Annotated in this window: 16 protein-coding genes and 1 pseudogene; 10 read left to right on the top strand and 7 right to left on the bottom strand. The window is 70.5% G+C overall.

Going from position 1 to position 17,256, the window contains the following annotated elements; all coding sequences use genetic code 11:
• The 3 genes and pseudogenes from ACWGIF_RS30105 to ACWGIF_RS30095 form a co-directional block, all read left to right on the top strand.
• Positions 1 to 1,554, top strand: a pseudogene (locus tag ACWGIF_RS30105) (hypothetical protein); the annotation flags it as partial.
• The gene (locus ACWGIF_RS30100) at positions 1,551 to 2,309 is read left to right on the top strand and encodes a hypothetical protein (protein WP_453502184.1); all 759 of its coding nucleotides are present in this window, start codon (positions 1,551 to 1,553) and stop codon (positions 2,307 to 2,309) included. The pseudogene ACWGIF_RS30105 and the gene ACWGIF_RS30100, both read left to right, overlap by 4 nt.
• Positions 2,310 to 2,865: 556 nt before the next feature.
• A complete protein-coding gene (locus ACWGIF_RS30095; protein ID WP_453502185.1) occupies positions 2,866 to 3,510 on the top strand; it encodes a hypothetical protein in 645 nt (214 codons plus the stop codon).
• Between the two features lie 223 nt (positions 3,511 to 3,733).
• On the opposite strand, the gene ACWGIF_RS30090 is transcribed toward ACWGIF_RS30095, so the two are convergent.
• On the bottom strand, positions 3,734 to 4,276 hold the full coding sequence (locus ACWGIF_RS30090; protein ID WP_453502182.1) for a TetR/AcrR family transcriptional regulator: 543 nt from the start codon (positions 4,274 to 4,276) through the stop codon (positions 3,734 to 3,736).
• 106 nt (positions 4,277 to 4,382) lie between these two features.
• Between ACWGIF_RS30090 and ACWGIF_RS30085 the strand changes: the two genes are divergently transcribed.
• Positions 4,383 to 4,814: a nuclear transport factor 2 family protein gene (locus ACWGIF_RS30085; RefSeq protein WP_453502180.1), complete on the top strand. Its 432-nt coding sequence runs from the start codon at positions 4,383 to 4,385 to the stop codon at positions 4,812 to 4,814.
• A gap of 26 nt (positions 4,815 to 4,840) precedes the next feature.
• On the opposite strand, the gene ACWGIF_RS30080 is transcribed toward ACWGIF_RS30085, so the two are convergent.
• Positions 4,841 to 5,422 (bottom strand): TetR/AcrR family transcriptional regulator, encoded by a 582-nt coding sequence (locus ACWGIF_RS30080; protein ID WP_453502178.1) that lies wholly within the window; start codon positions 5,420 to 5,422, stop codon positions 4,841 to 4,843.
• 131 nt (positions 5,423 to 5,553) lie between these two features.
• Between ACWGIF_RS30080 and ACWGIF_RS30075 the strand changes: the two genes are divergently transcribed.
• From ACWGIF_RS30075 to ACWGIF_RS30065, 3 genes are all read left to right on the top strand, one after another.
• Entirely contained in the window at positions 5,554 to 7,224 is a 1,671-nt protein-coding gene (locus tag ACWGIF_RS30075; RefSeq protein ID WP_453502177.1) for an MDR family MFS transporter, read from the top strand.
• Positions 7,225 to 7,546: 322 nt separating this feature from the next.
• The gene (locus ACWGIF_RS30070; RefSeq protein WP_453502176.1) at positions 7,547 to 8,380 is read left to right on the top strand and encodes a polysaccharide deacetylase family protein; all 834 of its coding nucleotides are present in this window, start codon (positions 7,547 to 7,549) and stop codon (positions 8,378 to 8,380) included.
• Positions 8,381 to 8,577: 197 nt separating this feature from the next.
• The gene (locus tag ACWGIF_RS30065; RefSeq protein WP_453502174.1) at positions 8,578 to 8,907 is read left to right on the top strand and encodes a nuclear transport factor 2 family protein; all 330 of its coding nucleotides are present in this window, start codon (positions 8,578 to 8,580) and stop codon (positions 8,905 to 8,907) included.
• 13 nt (positions 8,908 to 8,920) lie between these two features.
• Here the strand turns inward: ACWGIF_RS30065 and ACWGIF_RS30060 are convergent, their stop codons facing one another.
• On the bottom strand, positions 8,921 to 10,054 hold the full coding sequence (locus tag ACWGIF_RS30060) for a serine hydrolase domain-containing protein (protein WP_453502173.1): 1,134 nt from the start codon (positions 10,052 to 10,054) through the stop codon (positions 8,921 to 8,923).
• A gap of 161 nt (positions 10,055 to 10,215) precedes the next feature.
• Between ACWGIF_RS30060 and ACWGIF_RS30055 the strand changes: the two genes are divergently transcribed.
• Positions 10,216 to 10,842: a hypothetical protein gene (locus ACWGIF_RS30055; RefSeq protein WP_453502171.1), complete on the top strand. Its 627-nt coding sequence runs from the start codon at positions 10,216 to 10,218 to the stop codon at positions 10,840 to 10,842.
• Positions 10,843 to 11,055: 213 nt separating this feature from the next.
• Here ACWGIF_RS30055 and ACWGIF_RS30050 read toward each other — a convergent pair whose 3' ends face one another.
• The 3 genes from ACWGIF_RS30050 to ACWGIF_RS30040 form a co-directional block, all read right to left on the bottom strand.
• Complete coding sequence (locus tag ACWGIF_RS30050; protein ID WP_453502169.1) at positions 11,056 to 12,342, bottom strand: extracellular solute-binding protein; 1,287 nt, start codon at positions 12,340 to 12,342, stop codon at positions 11,056 to 11,058.
• A 329-nt stretch (positions 12,343 to 12,671) separates the two neighbouring features.
• The gene (locus tag ACWGIF_RS30045) at positions 12,672 to 13,289 is read right to left on the bottom strand and encodes an SMI1/KNR4 family protein (protein WP_453502168.1); all 618 of its coding nucleotides are present in this window, start codon (positions 13,287 to 13,289) and stop codon (positions 12,672 to 12,674) included.
• Positions 13,290 to 13,409: 120 nt separating this feature from the next.
• Positions 13,410 to 13,772, bottom strand: coding sequence for a DUF192 domain-containing protein (locus tag ACWGIF_RS30040; protein ID WP_453502166.1), 363 nt, complete (start codon positions 13,770 to 13,772; stop codon positions 13,410 to 13,412).
• Between the two features lie 334 nt (positions 13,773 to 14,106).
• Here ACWGIF_RS30040 and ACWGIF_RS30035 point away from each other — a divergent pair, with 334 nt between their 5' ends.
• Entirely contained in the window at positions 14,107 to 14,853 is a 747-nt protein-coding gene (locus tag ACWGIF_RS30035) for a prepilin peptidase (RefSeq protein ID WP_453502164.1), read from the top strand.
• Positions 14,854 to 14,995: 142 nt separating this feature from the next.
• Here the strand turns inward: ACWGIF_RS30035 and mgrA are convergent, their stop codons facing one another.
• Positions 14,996 to 16,033 (bottom strand): L-glyceraldehyde 3-phosphate reductase, encoded by a 1,038-nt coding sequence (gene mgrA / locus ACWGIF_RS30030; RefSeq protein WP_453502163.1) that lies wholly within the window; start codon positions 16,031 to 16,033, stop codon positions 14,996 to 14,998.
• Between the two features lie 129 nt (positions 16,034 to 16,162).
• Between mgrA and ACWGIF_RS30025 the strand changes: the two genes are divergently transcribed.
• A complete protein-coding gene (locus tag ACWGIF_RS30025) occupies positions 16,163 to 16,924 on the top strand; it encodes an isoprenyl transferase (RefSeq protein WP_030385783.1) in 762 nt (253 codons plus the stop codon).
• The last annotated feature ends 332 nt before the right edge of the window (positions 16,925 to 17,256 follow it).

Raw genomic sequence — 17,256 nt, 5'->3', positions numbered from 1 at the left:
GGCATCACGAAGATCGGCGACGTCATGGCCGGCCTCAAGGGCATGGGCAACATCGAGATCCCGAAGATCGGCGACGGAGCGTTCGCCCTCCCCGAGGGAGCCCTCAAGCTCCCCGACGGCGCGATCCAGCTCCCCAAGGGCACCGCGATCCCGGACGGGGCGGCCAAGCTCCCCGACGGCACCATCAAACTTCCCGAGGGCACCACGACGTTCCCCCCGGGCACGGTCAAGCTGCCCGTGGACGGCCCGCCGCAGTTCATGGACCCCAAGGGCAACATCTACAAAGCCGACGGCTCGCTCTCCCAGCACATCAGCGAAGCCCCGAAGGCCAAGCCGGACGCGGGCGCGGGCATCCCGCGCGTCGACCCCCCGAAGGTCGACTCCCCGGCCACGGCCAGGATCCCGGAACTCGAACTGGCCGGCGTCGGCGCCCGCGGCGGAGACGACGTCATCCGCCTCGGCTCCGACATCTCGGATCCGGTCCGCGCCGCCGACCACGCCCCGACGGGTCGTCCGGACCTGACCCCGACGGGTCGTCCGGACCTGACCCCGACGGGTCGTCCGGACCTGACCCCCACCGGCCGCGCCGGCGACCACACGCCGGGCGGCAGCGCGTACGACCACGGCAACGGCCCCTCGGCGAGCCACGAGCCCCCGACCGGCGGCGGCCGCACGGACGGCCCTGGTGGTACCAGTACCGGTCACGGCGACGGCCCCGGTGCGGGTGGCCACACGGACGGCCCCTCCGGCGGCGGTCACACGGACACTCCGTCGGGCGGCGGTCACACGGACACTCCGTCGGGCGGCAGTCACACGGACACCCCGTCGGGCGGCGGGCGCGGGGACAGCGGCGGAACCGGTCACGGAGACGGTCCCGGAGCCTCGGGTGGGTCCGGGTCGGGCGAGCACCCCGTTCTCTCCGGCGCGTCCGAGCCTCGGCCGGATGGTGCTCGCTACGTCGAGGAGCCCACGCCCGAGCACCATGCGGCGGCACGGTACTACGACCAGGTCCGCGCCAACCCCGAATCCCTCGATATCCGGAGCATTTCGGAGAACACCGGGATCAGTACGCAGGTCCTGGACCGGGTGCGCACCCATTTCTTCCTCACCGAGCACGTGGTGACCCAGGCTCCGGGAGCCCCGCGACTGGCGTACTTCACGCCGCGAAGCGACATCGCCGACCTCTGGAGGGGTGCCAGTGAGGGCACTCTGACCCGTGCCGAAGAGACGCTGTTCGAGCGCTACATCGGGCATGAGTTCACGGAAAGTCACTTCATCGAGGCGGGAATTCCCTACGTACGTGATGCGGAGCACCTCTGGGGGCGCTACGACAACGGAGGCGGAGACGCTGGGTTCTATCACGAATGGCCGGGAAGTTACCATGACGCCGGTGCGCACGAGCTCGCACTGAAAGAGAACAACGGCCGGTTCTCCCAGTGGCCTGGGCTGGGGCTCGACCTTCCGAATGTCGAACTGGCACCCGGTCTTGCGAACATCGACGAAGTAACGGCGGCTCTCCTCCAAGAGCTGCGATCGAAGGGGATCGTGAAGTGAACGACCGGGCGGCGTCACTCGTGCTGGAGCGCCTTCGGGCAGTTGAATGGGACGGGGACTGGGACGACGTGTTCGCGCACGTCATGTCTCGTCGCCTGCTGATGCGCGAATATCTTCGGCGGGCGGGGCTGTGGGCGCAGGCCTGCTCGGCCGAGACCATGTGGCCGTTCTTCGATGTCGTCGAGTACGTGGACCCCGATTTCTCGCTTGACGCGGAAGTCGCCACACAGCTCCGGGAATACCTGGGTGAGACCGTCGCCATCAACGCCGTCAAGCGGACCTGCACGGGTGCGGTGCGGCTGGCGGACTACCGGGCGCGGCATCCGGAAGAGCTTCCGGACCTGCCCGACCTCTACGAGCCGCTCCTGCTCTTCTACGAGCGGGGCGGCGCGTTCCTCCAGGACAATGCCGGTCTCCTCGACCTGAACGGTGTGCAGATGCGCCCCGGAACCCTGCAGGGCCACGCCGGCGGTCCGACGCTCAGCTCCCTCGACCATGCGGTCCTCGACGCCGTGGACGCCGAGGGGCGCATCACCTACTACACCGCGGCCGACCGGCAGGGTCCCCTGTTGCGGCGGCGTGTGGTGCGCACCGGGACGCACGACGAGGCCTTCGGCCGGGACAGCCTGCTCTGGGAGCCGACCGGCACACTGCCCGCGTCCCCGGAGAAGGCCGCGGAGCTCGGGCTGGTGTGGCTGGACGAGATGGAGGCGGCCGGCCTCATCACGGCGGCCATCGCCGACGCCAAGCGCTAGAGCGGTTCCCGTACCAGCGCCACGGCGTGAACGAGGCGCACCCGCGGGCGCACCCGCGGGCGCACCCGCGGGCGCACCCGCGGGCGCGAGCGCGGGCGTGGGTGCCGGTGCGGAAGGGAGCCGTCTGTGCGGCGAACGGGCACGTCCGGCGGCCGTCCATGCCGACCGCGGACGGACTATGTGCAGGCTACTCGCCGGAGTGGGATACGAACACGCCGATTGCGGACACCCCCGGGTTCAAGAACCCTGAGGGCCTTCTGTTCCAGGTCAAGCAGAAGGGCATGGTTCCCGCTGTGCACCAGCGCTGGAGTACGCCGCGGACCTCCAGTCCGAGGGGATCAAGAACATCGGGTTCGATCTGAAGCTTCCCGCTCAGAATCTCGACCTGGACGTGCTGGTCCGCACTCCCGACGGCGCATCGAATTCAGTGCTCAGCTCAAGGACGTGGACAGCGGCGCGGGCACCGGAGCAACGCCTCCTTCGAGCTACGATTCGACGAGGGGTCCGTCACCGTATTTCCCACCAATGCCACCATGCCGTAGGGAAGTCGATGTCGATGCTGATGCGCGCGCCGAAGGAGTGCGGCTCGTGGTTCTGGGAACTGGACGACGTGGCGGAGCCCGGTCTGGAGTCCGCGCTCAGGACCGCGGCGCGCATGGGTGTGGTGCTTCAGAAGCACGCTTTGCTGGAGCCGGCCTCGCTTGAGTGGAACTGGTTCCAGGTCGGCAAGGGCGGCCTCGGCATCCACAGCCGCCTGGACCTCGGCCGGCGTTCGCTCGACGATCAGGCACTGCCCGATGCCCTCCGCGTCTGCCAGCCGGGAGGCCATCCGCAGGCGGAGATGGGCGGAATCGTCGTGCTGGGATCCGGCGCCTGGTTCGACGCGAGCGGAACACGCCACGCTGAGTACCGTCTGGTCGAACTCATGGTGTCACCCGACGAGATCGGCCCCTCCGCGGAATTGTCCGTCTACCACGACGTATGGGGGCCATGTGATTTCCGGGGCGAACCGCACCCGGCCATCCACGCCAACAATGCGCCGCGGCTCGCGTCTGCCCTGCAGGAGCTCGACCAGGTGCTCGGGGTCAAGGCGGAGCCCGGCGATCTGACCTACTACGGTCGGGCCGAGGGCTACGGGCTCCAGGCTCCCGACCTCATCGACGGGCGTGGGCCGGACCTCACCGACACTGCATTCGGGTAGGCGGCGGCATCCCGGTCCCGGTCCCGCTTCACGGACGCGAGGCTCGTCGGCGCTGGCGGGTCGCAGGCCTGTTCGGCAGGGACCATGTGGCCGTGCCTCGTCCGACCGCCTCGCCATGGCGTGCACGAGGCGCTCCTGCTGGTGCAGCAGCACCAGCAGGAGCAGGTCACGGTGCAACAACTGCCGCTGAGGCGGCAGTCTCGGGCCTGCGGGGCGGCGGATGTCAGCCGATCGGCGACACGAGCCGTTCCGCGACCGCTCGGGCCCGTCGCGCCGGCTCCGGGCCCGGGTCCAGGGCTGCCACCACCGTCGCGCCCTCGACCAGAATCAGGAGCTGGTCCGCCAGGGCCTCCTCGCCCGGGCCGGCCAGGCCGGCCAGGAGCGACCGCAGCTCCGCCTTGTGGCGGCGTACGACGTTCAGCACGCCGGCCGGGCCGCCCGCGCCCAGCTCCCCGTACGCGTTCAGGAACGCGCAGCCCCGGAAGCCCGGCTCGGAGAACCAGTCCGCCAGCCAGTCGAAGACAGCCAGGACCGGGGCCGGGGAGCCCTCCACCGCCTCGCGCAGGCTCGTCGTCCAGCGCCGGTCCCGGCGCTCCAGGTACGCCGTGACCAGAGACTCCTTCGCGGGGTAGAGCCGGTAGAGCCGCTTGAGCGGGACCCCGGACTCGGCGCGGATGCGGTCCATGCCGACGGCCTGGATGCCGTCGGCGTAGAACAGTGCCTCCGCCGCGTCCAGGAGTCGGGTACGGGCCTCTTCGTCGTCCATGAGGGAAGGGTAATCGAATGCCCCTTGCGTGGAGAACGCTCGTTCTCTACGTTGAGAACGAGCGTTCTCCGCGCTCGTCATCCGTTGCCCTGAGAAGGGGGCCCCTGTGACCACTGCCGCGACCACCGCCCCACGCCCGCCCCTGCCGCCCTTCACCGAGGAGTCCGCCCGTGCCAAGGTTCAGGCCGCCGAGGACGCCTGGAACAGCCGCGACCCCGAGCGCGTCTCCCTCGCGTACACGGAGGACTCGGTCTGGCGGAACCGCGACCGCTTCCTCAGCGGCCGCGCCGAGATCCGCGAGTTCCTCACCGAGAAGTGGGAGCGCGAGCTCGACTACCGCCTGCACAAGGAGCTTTGGGCCTTCACCGGCAACCGCATCTCCGTGCGCTTCGAGTACGAGTGGCACGACGCCGCGGGCCGGTGGTTCCGCAGCCACGGCAACGAGCAGTGGGAGTTCGACGGCGACGGCCTGATGAGGCGGCGCGAGGCCAGCATCAACGACGTCCCCATCGCCGCCGAGGACCGCCGGCTCGGCTGACCGGCCGGTCGGCGTCGAACCGGCGCTCAGGAAGGCTCGTGGTGGGCCTGGGTGATGAGGTCCGTGGCGACCTCCAGGGCCGCCAGGCGGGTCTCCTCCGGGTCGCCCTCCACGTGCTGGAGGAACATCATGCCGGCGTGCAGCGTGAACAGGGCGCTGATGCAGCGGACTTGGTCCGTCAGCGGGCCCTTCTCGGTGCGGAGCAGTTCCACCAGTGTGAAGAGCCGCTGCTTCACCGTCTCGCCGATGGTCAGCTCGCGCGTCGTCGCCTGGTTCTCCTGCATGAACCGGTACAGCGAGGATCCCGCCGCCATCACCTCGCTGTAGCGGCGCAGCACCTCGCGCTTGGTCTCCAGGGTGCGCGGCTGCTGCTCCGCCCATGCGATCAGCTCGTCGATGGGCCGCGTCACGTCCTCGAAGATGCTGATGATGATGTCTTCCTTGGTCTTGAAGTGGTAGTACAACGCCGCCTTCGTGACCCCCAGCCGCTCCGCGATCTCGCGCAGAGACGTCTTCTCGTACCCCTGCTCGGCGAAGAGCTCCAGTGCGACGTCCTGGATGCGCTGGCGCGTGTCGCCACGGCGGCGCTGCGGACTGCTGCTGGACATGGCTCTCCCCAATTACTTACTTGACGCCCGGCTAGTTACGGGTCTACCGTCCCCATTGTAGTGAACTAGCCGGGCGGCAAGTAAGTGCCCGTGCGGGAGGAAGCGCCCGGAGGCGGGCCAGGGGAGTGGACATGGTGGACACAGTCAAGCCCGCGGGGACCCCGGGGGAGGTGAAGCCGCGCAGCGTACGGGTCGTCCTGATGGCGCTGATGATCGCCATGCTGCTCGCCATGCTCGACAACATGATCATCGGCACTGCCATGCCCACGATCGTCGGCGAGCTCGGCGGCCTGGAGCACCTCTCGTGGGTCGTCACCGCCTACACGCTGGCCACCGCGGCCTCCACCCCCATCTGGGGCAAGATCGGCGACATGTACGGGCGGAAGGGCTCCTTCCTCACCTCGATCGTCATCTTCCTGATCGGCTCCGCGCTCAGTGGAATGGCCCAGGACATGGGCCAGTTGATCGGCTTCCGCGCGATCCAGGGTCTCGGCGCCGGCGGTCTGATGGTCGGCGTCATGGCGATCATCGGCGATCTGATCCCGCCCCGGGAGCGCGGCAAGTACCAGGGCATGATGGCCGGCGTGATGGCCCTCGCCATGGTCGGCGGTCCGCTGGTCGGCGGCACCATCACCGACCACATGGGCTGGCGCTGGTCCTTCTACATCAACCTGCCGCTCGGCGCCGTCGCGCTCGCGATGGTGACCGCGGTGCTCCACCTGCCCAAGAAGAACGAGCAGGGAGCCCGCCCGAAGATCGACTATCTCGGTGCGGCGCTGCTGACCGTCGCCATCACCTCCACCGTTCTCGTCACGACGTGGGGCGGGACCGAGTACGCATGGGGTTCGGGCGAGATCCTCGGCCTCATCGCCGTCGGCGTGCTGTCGACCGCCGGGTTCCTCTACGCCGAGACCAAGGCCGCCGAGCCGGTCATGCCGCTGCACATCTTCCGCAGCCGCAACTTCACCCTCATGTCGGTGATCGGCTTCCTGGTCGGATTCGCGATGTTCGGCGGCGTGCTCTACCTCCCGCTGTTCCAGCAGTCGGTGCAGGGTGCCTCCGCCACCAACTCGGGTCTGCTCCTGCTGCCCATGCTGCTCTCGATGATGGCCGTCTCGCTGATCGCGGGCCGCGTCACCACCAACAGCGGCAAGTACAAGATCTTCCCGATCGTCGGCGGCGCGCTCATGGTCGTCGGGCTGTTCCTGCTCGCGACGATGGACACCGACACCTCCCGCCTCGTGTCGGGTGTCTACATGGCCGTTCTCGGCGCCGGACTCGGCTTCCTGATGCAGATCACCATGCTGGTCGCGCAGAACAGCGTCGACATGAAGGACATGGGCGTCGCCTCCTCCTCGGCGACCCTCTTCCGTACGCTCGGCGGTTCCTTCGGCGTGGCCCTGATGGGCTCCCTCTTCACCACCCGGGTCACGGACACCATGTCCGAGCGCCTGGGCCCGGAGGCGGCCGGAGCCGCGGGCTCCGCCCAGCTGGACGCCGCGAGCCTGGCCAAGCTGCCGGAGGCCGTGCGGGAGGCGTACCAGCACGCGGTGGCCGACGGTACGCACGCGGCGTTCCTGCTCGGCGCGGCCATCGCCGTACTGGGCTTCGCGGCGGCCTGGTTCGTCAAGGAGGTCCCGCTCCGGGGCGCGGGCCCGGCCCCCGCTCCCTCTCCCGCCGACGGGGTGGACGGCACCTCGGAGGGCGGCGACCCGGACGCCACCTCGTCCGCCACCTCGGACGGCCCTTCGGGCGGCGGCAAGGCGGCCGCGGCCGCGGCGCAGGAGTCCGTCGCGCGCTGACCCCCCTCACGCAGGCCCGGCCCCGGTGGACGAACGGTCCACCGGGGCCGGGCCTTTGTCGTCGAGACCGGACCGTCAGGCCATGGACGTTGAACTTCGGTACACACGACGGAACTTGTTGGCCAGTGCTCCGGAGCTGGGACTTTCGCTGTTTCGCCCGGGTATCGCCTGGGCAGGGATGCGGGGCGATCAAGGACTGAAGTCCCTTGAGTCCCATCGGTTTCCTTGGGAGGAATTCAGCGGGCATTCGGCTGGAACTCCTCGGCGGCGATGAACGTCCTGATCCACAGAACGCTCACAAAGCGGATGGGGAGGACAGTTCATGGGTTTCCTGACGCGCGCGAACAAGAAGGGCATCCGGGCCGGTGCCGCCGTTGTGGCTTCGGCCGCCGCCGTGGCCGCGACGACATGGGGAGTGTCGACCCTGGTGGGGCCGGGCAGCACCGCGACCCAGCAGAACGTCGCCGGACCGAAGGGCACCGACAACTCCGGGCGGGGCGACGGTGGTCAGCCGGCGCAGCAGCCGCAGGGGATACCCGAAGGCATAGCCCACGCGTCGGAGGGCGGAGCGAACGCCGTCAACATCACCATCGACGACGGCCCCGACCCCCGATGGACGCCGAAGGTGCTGGAGACACTCCGGAAGCACGACGTCAAGGCGACCTTCTGCATGGTCGGGCCGCAGGCCAAGGCCCACCCCGACCTGGTCAAGAAGGTGGTAGCGGCCGGCCACCGGCTCTGCGACCACACCATGGACCACGACACGGCCATGGACAAGAAGCCCGTCGCCTACCAGGAGCAGCAGATCCTGGACGCGAAGAAGCTCATCGAGGAGGCCGCGGGGAGCGGCGCCAAGGTCGAGTACTACCGCGCCCCAGGCGGGGCGTTCACCCCCGACAGCCGGCGCATCGCCGCCGCGAACGGCATGCGTCCGCTCGGCTGGAACGTCGACACCAAGGACTTCGACAAGCCGGGTGCGGCCGCCATCGTCGACGCCGTGAAGCGCGAGATAGGCAACGGTCCGACGGTGCTCTTCCACGACGGCGGCGGCAACCGCGCCCAGACCGTCGAGGCCCTCGACCAGGTGCTGGCCTGGCTGGGGGAGCAGGGCCGGCCGACGGGCTTCCCGGTCCGCACCGCCCCCGACACGCCCTGAGTTGCCGCTCCCGGCCCCTCCCCGCCCCCCGGCCCTCCCCGCCCCCTGGTCCCTCCCCAGCCCTCCCGGACTTTCGGGCCCGCCTCCTGACACGCCGTCCGCCGGGCGAACGGGTGAGGGTCGACGACGAGGCTCCGTCCGCGTTGTTCCCTGGTCGGGCACGGGCGAACGTACGCCCGACCGACCAGGAGGCTCCCGTGGCCATCGCCCCCGCCAAACTCTCCGATCCCGTGGTCGGCGCCCTCGTCAGCGCCGTCAACGCGCATGACAAGGACGCCTTCCTCGCGCTCCTGACCGCCGACGCCACCATGTCCGACGACGGCTCCGACCGCGACCTCCACGACTGGATCGACCGGGAGATCTTCGACTCCGGCGGCCACATGGACGTCCAGTCCGAGTCCGACGGCGGCCGCACCCTGGTCGTCGACTACCGCAACGACACCTGGGGCGAGATGCGCACCGCCTGGCGCTTCACGATCGCCCCCGGTGACGGCCGGATCAGCCGCTTCGAGACCGGCCAGGCCTGAGCCGGCCCGAGGGTCACACCGCCCGCGCCGCCCTCAGCACCGCCGCCGTCAGGCGCTCGTTCTCCGGCGCCGCCCCGCCCGGGAAGGCGAAACGGCGGCGCGTGTACCCGTACGCGACGCCGGTGACCGGGTCGGCGAAGCCCTGTGCGCCCGCGGCGCCGCAGTGCCCGAAGGCCTCGGGCCCCGCAGCGTGCTGCCGCTCGAAGCCCAGCCCGAAGTGGTCCGCCTCCCCGGTCACCAGGTCCGTGCCCGGGGCGTGCGGCTTCGCGAACTCCGCGGCCGTCTCCGGCTTCAGGAGCGGAGCTCGGCCGTCCACCTCGCTGATCGCCGCCGCGTACAAGGCCGCGACGCCCCGGGCCGTGCCCGTGCCGCCCGCCGAAGCCGGGCCGAGGGCCCTCACCTTCGGGTGGTTGGCGTACGCGATCAGATCCATCGGCGGCTGCCGGTGCGCGTTGAAGGCGACCTCCATCAGCTCCGGCGGCGGCCCGGCGGCCGCTCGCGCCGCCAGCTGCTCCGGTGTGGGCAGCTGCTCGAGCACCGGCTTCCACCGGCCCTCCTCGGAGGCGGGCAGGCCCAGGTGGAGGTCCAGCCCGTACGGGGCGCGCACCCGCTCCTCGTACAGCTCCTGGACCGACCGGCCCGTGGCCCGCCGTACCACCTCACCGGTCAGCGCGCCGATCACGAAGGCGTGATAGCCGTACGCCGTCCCGGGCTCCCAGAACGGCTTCTGCGCGGCCAGCCGCGCGGCGATCAGCGCGTCGTCCGCGATCTCGTCGTAGTCGAAGCCCGCGTCGGTGGCCACCAGCCCGGCCTGGTGGGCGAGCAGCCGGCGCAGCGTCAGCCGCTCCTTGCCGTGCCCGGTGAACTCGGGCCAGTACGAGGAGACCCGACGGTCGAGTTCCAGTACCCCGTCCTGCACCAGCAGTGCCACCACCAGGTGAGCCGCGCCCTTGGTGATGGAGTAGACCGGGCTGAGGGTGTCGGCGTCGGTGTCCTCACCGGCCCACAGGTCCACCACACGGCGGCCCTCGTGGTGCACCGCCAGCTGCGCCTCGGGCGAGTGCGGCTCGCCCGCCACGAAGGCCTCGAACTCCTCCCGAACCGGCTCCCAGCCCGCGGCCACCGTGCCGCTCACGCTGACGCTCACGTCTGCCCGCATCCTCGGACCCCCCTGTCCCTCGCATCGCCATGTCCGCATCGGACAACGGGGAGTTGATCATTCGATATTCCGGTGATCGGGCGCTCCCGTACGGGTGAAAGCGCGCCCGGCGTCGTTCCGGCCCGCCGGAGGGTCCCGTTGGTCCGGGCATGAAGCGCACCCGCATCGCCGCTCTCGCCCTGGCCACCGCCGCGGCGGCCCTCGTGCCCGTCCTCGTCCAGCCGGCGACGGCCGCGGAGGGAACGGCCTACCTGCAGGACCCGGCAGGCGGCGAGAAGACCATGAAGTCCATGTGGACCAAGGACGAGATGCACAAGGTGGAGGGGCAGTTCCGCCTCCACCCCGGGGTCCAGTACAAGACGGTCACCCGCCCCGGCCCGTCGGGCGCGCCGGACTTCGAGCGTCAGGTCGCCGACCCCAAGACGCTGGCCTGGCTGCCCTCGTACGAGTTCGCCTGGTCGGTCTCGGACTCGACGGTCGTGAAGAAGGCGATGACGGTCAAGGAGGGCCGGCACCCGATCGTCGTGCGCGCCGTGCTGCGGACCGCCGGGGGAGCCGTGGCCGGAGAGGTGCGCAAGGAGCTGACGGGGAAGCCGCCGAGCGGGCGCGAGAAGGTCGCGGGCGCCAAGCGGATCGCGTGCGACTCCGGTGAGTACACGGTGGAGTGGTCGGTCACGCGCTCGGACTTCGGGACGGTCACGGGAACGCTGCGCTGGAACTCCAGCCGTGAGCAGTACCGGAAGGCGTTCGCCACGGACCACGGGCCGCAGCGCTGACGCAGGGGGAGCCCGGCCTGACGTGAAAGGAGCCCGGTCTGTCGCCGGGGAGCCCGGTCTGACGCCGGGGGCCCGCTGGGGCCGGCCGCCCCGTGCACCTCGTGAGTGCTCGGCGGGCGACTGGGCCGCGGCCTTGGATCAAGTGCCGTAGAGGCCATGGTGCCGCACGGTGTGGTCTGCGGCAGGGGGTGAGGGTCCCGTGTCGGGGGACTTTCAGTTCTTCTTGGCGGCCTCGCCGGCCTGCGCGGCGATCTCCTCCAGCACGCGCTTCGGGTCGCCGGCCGGTTCCACGGCGCGTCCGATGTTGCGCTTGATGGTGTCGCTGACGGACAGCCAGGAAGGGTCGTTCACCGGGTAGAGCTGGGCCGTGTACAGCGAGTTGAGGAACAGCTGGTCGTTCTTGTCGAGGCCGCCGCCGGCGGGGGTGCGCGCGGCCGTGACGGTGGACGGCAGCAGGTGGTAGCGGCCGGCGAAGTCCGTGAGGTTCTTGTCCTGGTAGATGAAGTCCAGGAACTCGCTGATCTCCGCGCGCTTGCCGTTCTGCTTGAACGCCATCATCCAGTCGGCCACGCCCACAGCCGGCGGGGTCTCCCCGGTGCCGAGGGCGTCCGAGACGGGCATGACGGTCGTGCCGACGCTGATGCCCTTGGCGCGCGCCTCGTGGGCGAGCGAGGGGTAGCCGTTGAGCATGCCGACCTCGCCCTGCAGGAAGGCGCCGAAGGCGTCGGCGCGGTTCAGCTGGGACGGCGCCGTGGGGCCGGTGAGCCCGGGGGAGACCAGCTGGTTCTTGACCCATGTCCAGGTCGCGATGTTCTGCTCGGAGGCCAGGCTGTAGTTGCCGCTGCTGTCGGCGTACCCGCCGCCGTTGCTCAGCTCCCAGATCATCGCCTCGGCGTGCGCCTCCTCCGGGCCGAGGGGCAGGGCGTACGGGTACTTCACGCCCTTGGCCTTGAGCGTCTTGGCGGCGGCCTCGAGGTCGGACCAGGTCTTGGGGGGCTCCTTGATGCCGGCCTTCGTGAAGAGCGCCTGGTTGTAGAAGAGGAGGCGGCTGCTCGCCACGAAGGGCAGGCCGTAGAGGGTGCTGCCGATGGAGCCGGCATCGGCGAGCGGCGGAAGGAAATTCGCCTCGGCGGTGACCGAGAGGAGTTCGTCCGCCGGATAGAGCTTGCCCTGGGCGGCGAAGTCCGAGTAGGAGCCCATGAGCGCGATGTCCGGCGCCTTGCCGGCCTTGACCATACGGGAGACCTCGCGGTCGATGTCGGCCCACGGCAGGAGCTTGACGTCGAGCTTGAGACCGGGGTGCGTCTTGGTGAAATCAGCCGCCATCTTGTCCCAGAACGGCTTGGAACTGGTGGCCGGACTGTCGCCGTATTCGGCGGCGACCAGGTGCAGCGTGACGCCGTCACCTGCACCGTCTCCGGAGCCACCACATCCGGACAGAGGTATCAGCAGACCGAGCACGACCGTGGTGGCGGTCGTACCGAAGATTCTTCGTCGCACGGGTGTATTCCCCTGAATTTCTTTTGGATCGCGTTATTACTAATGAGTTGCTCCGGGCTGGGTTGTCCCTCGACGGCCCGTTGGCCGGAATTCTCTCCCGAGGGTGTGGTGGTTGATTACATTGGGGCCGCACTTGTGGTCAATGCTCCAAGTGGGGCTTTTCCGGATGGTGTTTTCCGATATGTGATCGCCGAATGGGACGCGCGTAGACATGCCGAAAAGCCCGTTTCCGGTCACGGAACGGGCTGTGGGTGCCGTCGGGGTGCCCTTGCCGTCGAGGCGGAAGCGGCCCTCGGTGAGCGGTGGGGCGCGGTGTGGGCGGGCGGGTCCTAGTCGGCGAACTCGCCGGCGTACGGGTCGGGCTCCCCGGTCTCCGGGTTGCGGCCCTCCTGCCAGCGGCGCTGGGCCTTGCGCCAGTGCACGAAGCTGAGGTGGCCGCCGTCCCAGAAGGTGATGCTGACGGGGCTCACGTCGAACTCGTCGGAGCAGAGCCGGTAGAGGAACTCGGCCATGCCGTACGGGTACACCGCGAAGGAGTCGGCGGTGTGGCGCCCGCAGACCAGGACGGGCCAGAGGTCGGGGTCGGGGTCCGAGGTGAGCCAGCACAGGATGTCCGACCCGCCGGTGACGCCCCAGGCGATGATCGACTCCGGGTCCACGTCGAAGGCGGACCGGCCGCCGTGGGCCTCCCAGGTCTGCCGGGCGTTGTCGGTCTCCTCGGCCATCCCCGCCGGGTCCCACTGGAGACCGGGCTTGGGCAGCGGCAGCAGGATGCTGGCCTCGCCGTTGATGGAGCCCGCGCCGAAGCGGCCCATGAACGCGATGAAGTCGGCCGGGAACCGGGTCCCCCAGGTGGCCTCGGCCGCCCGCCAGTCGATGTCCTCGTCGGCGCCGTGCGTCGCCGGCATGATCTGCTCCAGCGCCTTGATCCGCGCGTTCTCCGTCATGCCGCTCCCCTGATGCCCCAGCTCAACCGCCCCAACCTACTGCCGGGGAGGAGCCTCGCCTAGCCGGTGTCTCACCGGTCGGGCCGGGTTCGCGGTCCGGGGGCCGCCCGGTGGGCACGGCTACCGGGCCGGCTCCACCTCGACGGTGGTCCCGACCCGCAGCCCCCAGGCGGCCATGGCCCCGGCCGCCGCCTCCAGGACGTGCCGGGAGCGGAGGCGGGGCAGGCCGAGCCGGCCGGGGGGCATGGTGACCACGGCGAGCACGCGCAGGTCCCGGTCGAGGTACGCCACGTCGATCGCGAACCGCATCCGGAAGGTGTGCACGCTCCCGGCGGGGGTGAGCAGCAGCGCCCCCTCGATCCCGTCGCGGCCGAGGAGCCCGCGCGTTCTGGCCCTGTACGAGGCGGCGACCTCCAAGGGGATGCGCTGTGCGCCGATCCGCAGGGTGCGGGGGGCGTCGTGCGGGGGCAGGGGGTTCGGCATGGCGGCCAGCGTAGGGGTGCGGGTGCGGTGCCGCTGCGCGAAGCTGGCCCGCCCCTTCCGGTCTCCCGGGGCTCCGCCCCGAACCCCGCGCCTCAAGCGCCGGCGGGGCTGAATGTGCGGGGCTCCGCCCCGAACCCCGGGCCTCAAGCGCCGGCGGGGCTGAATGTGCGGGGCTCCGTCCCGAACCCCGGGCCTCAAGCGCCGGCGGGGCTGAATGTGCGGGGCTCCGCACCCCGTGCGTCGAACGTCGACGGGGCTGTAAGCAGGGCTGGGCCCCGGCGGCTGCGGCCTCAAACGGCGGCGGAAAGCGGTGGGGGCGGGCTACCGTCGCGGGATGGGTGTGGTCGTGATCGTTCTCGCCGTCGGGTACGGGGTGGCCGCCGGGCTGTTGCTGCCGCGCGCCGCGTACCGCCTCTGCGTCGAGCCGGGGGAGCCGTGGCGCGGCCGCTGCCCCGAGGGGCACCCGCTGCGCGGCTGGCTCGGTCCGGCCCGCTGCCGGACCGGGGCGGAGCAGACCGCCCTGTCGCAAGCGCCGGCGTACGGGCGGCGGGGTGCGCCCCTGGCCGTGCTGACCGGTGGGGTGTGCGGGCTGCTCGCGGCGGGCGTCGGGGAGCGGCCCGAAGCGGGGGTGTACGTGGGGCTCGCCCCGGTGGTCGTGCTGCTCGCGCTCGTCGACCGGGCCGTGCAGCGGCTGCCCGACCCGCTGACCCTGCCGCTCGCCGCCGCGGCCGCCGCGCTGCTCGGGACGGCCGCCCTCCTGCCCGGCGCCGCCGGGTCCTGGCGGCTCGCGCTGCTGGGCGGCGTCGCGCTCGGGGCGGCGTACCTGCTGCTCCATCTGATCAACCCGGCGGGGATGGGCTTCGGCGACGTCAAGCTGGCGCTTTCGCTGGGGGTCGCTCTTGGGTGGTACGGATGGGGGGTATGGGCGGTCGGGGCCTTCCTGGGACTCCTCTACGGGGCCCTGTACGGGCTGGCCCTGGTGCTGCGCAGCCCCGAGTCCCGTCGGCAGGGCTTCGCCTTCGGCCCGTTCATGGCGGCCGGAGCATTCACCGGAGTGCTGCTGGGTGGTTTCGGAGCGTAGTCATCTTGCGTCAATGCACGCATCACGCTTTACGAAGGGTTATGGTGGAACCCCCCCCTCGGGCCGGTCCGTATCCCCCCCACGGACCGGCCCGTTTTTTGTTTCTCCGACCCTCAACTGGCCGATGGCGCAAAGGCGCAGGTCAGGCGCGCTGGGCCCAGATGTTGGTGCCGGGGGTGGAGACCGCGAAGGAGTCGATCTCCTTCAACTCGGCCTCGGAGAGCGGCGCGGACGCCAGCGCGGCCACGTTCTCCTCCAGCTGCCGCACGCTCGACGCGCCGATCAGCGCCGAGGTCATCCGGTCGTCGCGGAGCACCCACTTGAGCGCCAGCTGGGCGAGCGACTGCCCGCGGCGGGCCGCGATCTCGTTCAGGCCGGCCAGCCGGCGGAGCACCTCGTCCGACAGCAGGTCCGGGTTCAGGGACTTGCCCTGCGCGGCCCGCGAGTCCGCCGGGATGCCCTTCAGGTACTTACCGGTCAGCATCCCCTGTGCGAGCGGCGCGAAGGAGATGCACCCCATGCCCGCGTCCTCGAGGGTGTCCAGCAGCCCGTCCTCCTCCGTCCAGCGGTTGATCATGGAGTACGAGGGCTGATGGATGAGGGGGCGCACACCCATCTCGCGCACGAGCCGCACGGCCTCGGCCGTCTGCTCCGCCGTATAGGAGGAGACGCCAACGTACAGCGCCTTGCCCTGCTGGACCGCGGACGCGAGGGCGCCCATGGTCTCCTCCAGCGGGGTGTCCGGGTCGAAGCGGTGCGAGTAGAAGATGTCGACGTAGTCCACGCCCATCCGCTTCAGCGAGGCGTCGAGCGAGCTGAGCAGGTACTTCCGGCTGCCCCACTCGCCGTACGGACCGGCGTGCATCAGGTAGCCGGCCTTGGTCGAGAGGATCAGCTCGTCGCGGTGGGACGCGAAGTCCTGCGAGAAGACCTTGCCGAAGTTCAGCTCGGCCGAGCCGGGCGGCGGGCCGTAGTTGTTCGCCAGGTCGAAGTGGGTGATGCCCAGGTCGAAGGCCCGGCGGAGGATCGCCCGCTGGGACTCCAGCGATCTGTCGTCCCCGAAGTTGTGCCAGAGGCCGAGGGAGATCGCGGGGAGCTTGAGGCCGCTGTGGCCCGTGCGCCGGTACTCCATGGAGTCGTAGCGCGAGGGCTCTGCCCGATAGGGATTGGTATCAGTCACGTTGTCCTCCCTATCACGGACTTGTGACAGACCGAGTTGGGTACCCGATCCCGCCGCGCAGTAATGTGGCGCCCTCGGGGGAGGGACCGCAATTCGCACGGGGGCATTGCACGGAGGGGCTGGAAGATCGTGAAGCTGCGCGACCTGGTGTACAGGCTCTACGCACGCCGGGTGGAAGGCCGCCTCGACCATGACGCGGCGCCCAAGCACATCGGCGTGATCCTGGACGGGAACCGTCGCTGGGCGAAGGCGTCCGGAGGTACGACGGAGCAGGGCCACCAGGCCGGAGCCGACAAGATCTCCGAGATGCTGGGCTGGTGCACCGAGACGGACGTCGAGGTCGTCACCCTGTGGATGCTCTCCACGGACAACCTGGACCGGCCCGAGGTCGAGCTCCGCCCGCTGCTCAACATCATCGAGAACACCGTGCGGGGCCTCGCCGCGGACGGCCGCTGGCGCGTCCACCACGTCGGCAACCTCGACATCCTGCCCGCCCGGACGCAGACGGTGCTCAAGGAGGCCGAGCAGGCCACGCACGACGTCGACGGGATACTCGTCAACGTCGCCGTCGGCTACGGCGGCCGCCAGGAGATCGCGGACGCGGTCCGCTCGCTGCTGCTGGAGCACGCGCGCAAGGGCACCTCCTTCGAGGAGCTCGCGGAGATCCTCGACATCGACCACATCGCCGAGCACCTCTACACGCGCGGTCAGCCCGACCCGGACCTCGTGATCCGCACCAGCGGCGAGCAGCGGCTGTCCGGATTCATGCTGTGGCAGAGCGCGCATTCCGAGTACTACTTCTGCGAGGTCTTCTGGCCGGCCTTCCGGAAGGTCGACTTCCTGCGGGCCCTGCGCGACTACGCCGCCCGCCACCGGCGCTACGGCACCTGACCTCCCGTTAGGCCCTTCGGGGAGAGAGAACGGGAGACCCCTTCGGACGCCCGGGACCGCAGGACGCCCGGTGCGCCCCACGGGATCCATGGGGACCGGAGGACCCGCAGGCCCCTCAGGCCCCCCGACACCCCCCAGGACACCCCCTCAGCCTCGGCACGCCCTCCCCTTGAAGCCTTCACCAGGGATTCACCGAGCGTCCGTCATATGCCATGGCATGGCCTGGCCTGTTCGGGGAATATCCCTTTCAGGTCGATGCCCGATCCACGGGTGTCGAGTCTCAGCGGGCGACATGGGGTCGTCCGCCCGGGAGGCCCTTTGCACCAGGACGC

Source organism: Streptomyces sp. NPDC054849 (assembly GCF_053610945.1).
Note: the sequence above shows the minus strand (reverse complement) of the source record. Positions and strands in the feature narration are given on the sequence as shown.

Coding starts and splice junctions, on each gene's coding strand:
- ACWGIF_RS30095 (WP_453502185.1), top strand. CDS start 2,866: ATGCTGATGCGCGCGCCGAAGGAGTGCGGCTCGTGGTTCTGGGAACTG.
- ACWGIF_RS30090 (WP_453502182.1), bottom strand. CDS start 4,276: ATGGACGACGAAGAGGCCCGTACCCGACTCCTGGACGCGGCGGAGGCA.
- ACWGIF_RS30080 (WP_453502178.1), bottom strand. CDS start 5,422: ATGTCCAGCAGCAGTCCGCAGCGCCGCCGTGGCGACACGCGCCAGCGC.
- ACWGIF_RS30075 (WP_453502177.1), top strand. CDS start 5,554: ATGGTGGACACAGTCAAGCCCGCGGGGACCCCGGGGGAGGTGAAGCCG.
- ACWGIF_RS30070 (WP_453502176.1), top strand. CDS start 7,547: ATGGGTTTCCTGACGCGCGCGAACAAGAAGGGCATCCGGGCCGGTGCC.
- ACWGIF_RS30055 (WP_453502171.1), top strand. CDS start 10,216: ATGAAGCGCACCCGCATCGCCGCTCTCGCCCTGGCCACCGCCGCGGCG.
- ACWGIF_RS30045 (WP_453502168.1), bottom strand. CDS start 13,289: ATGACGGAGAACGCGCGGATCAAGGCGCTGGAGCAGATCATGCCGGCG.
- ACWGIF_RS30040 (WP_453502166.1), bottom strand. CDS start 13,772: ATGCCGAACCCCCTGCCCCCGCACGACGCCCCCCGCACCCTGCGGATC.
- ACWGIF_RS30035 (WP_453502164.1), top strand. CDS start 14,107: ATGGGTGTGGTCGTGATCGTTCTCGCCGTCGGGTACGGGGTGGCCGCC.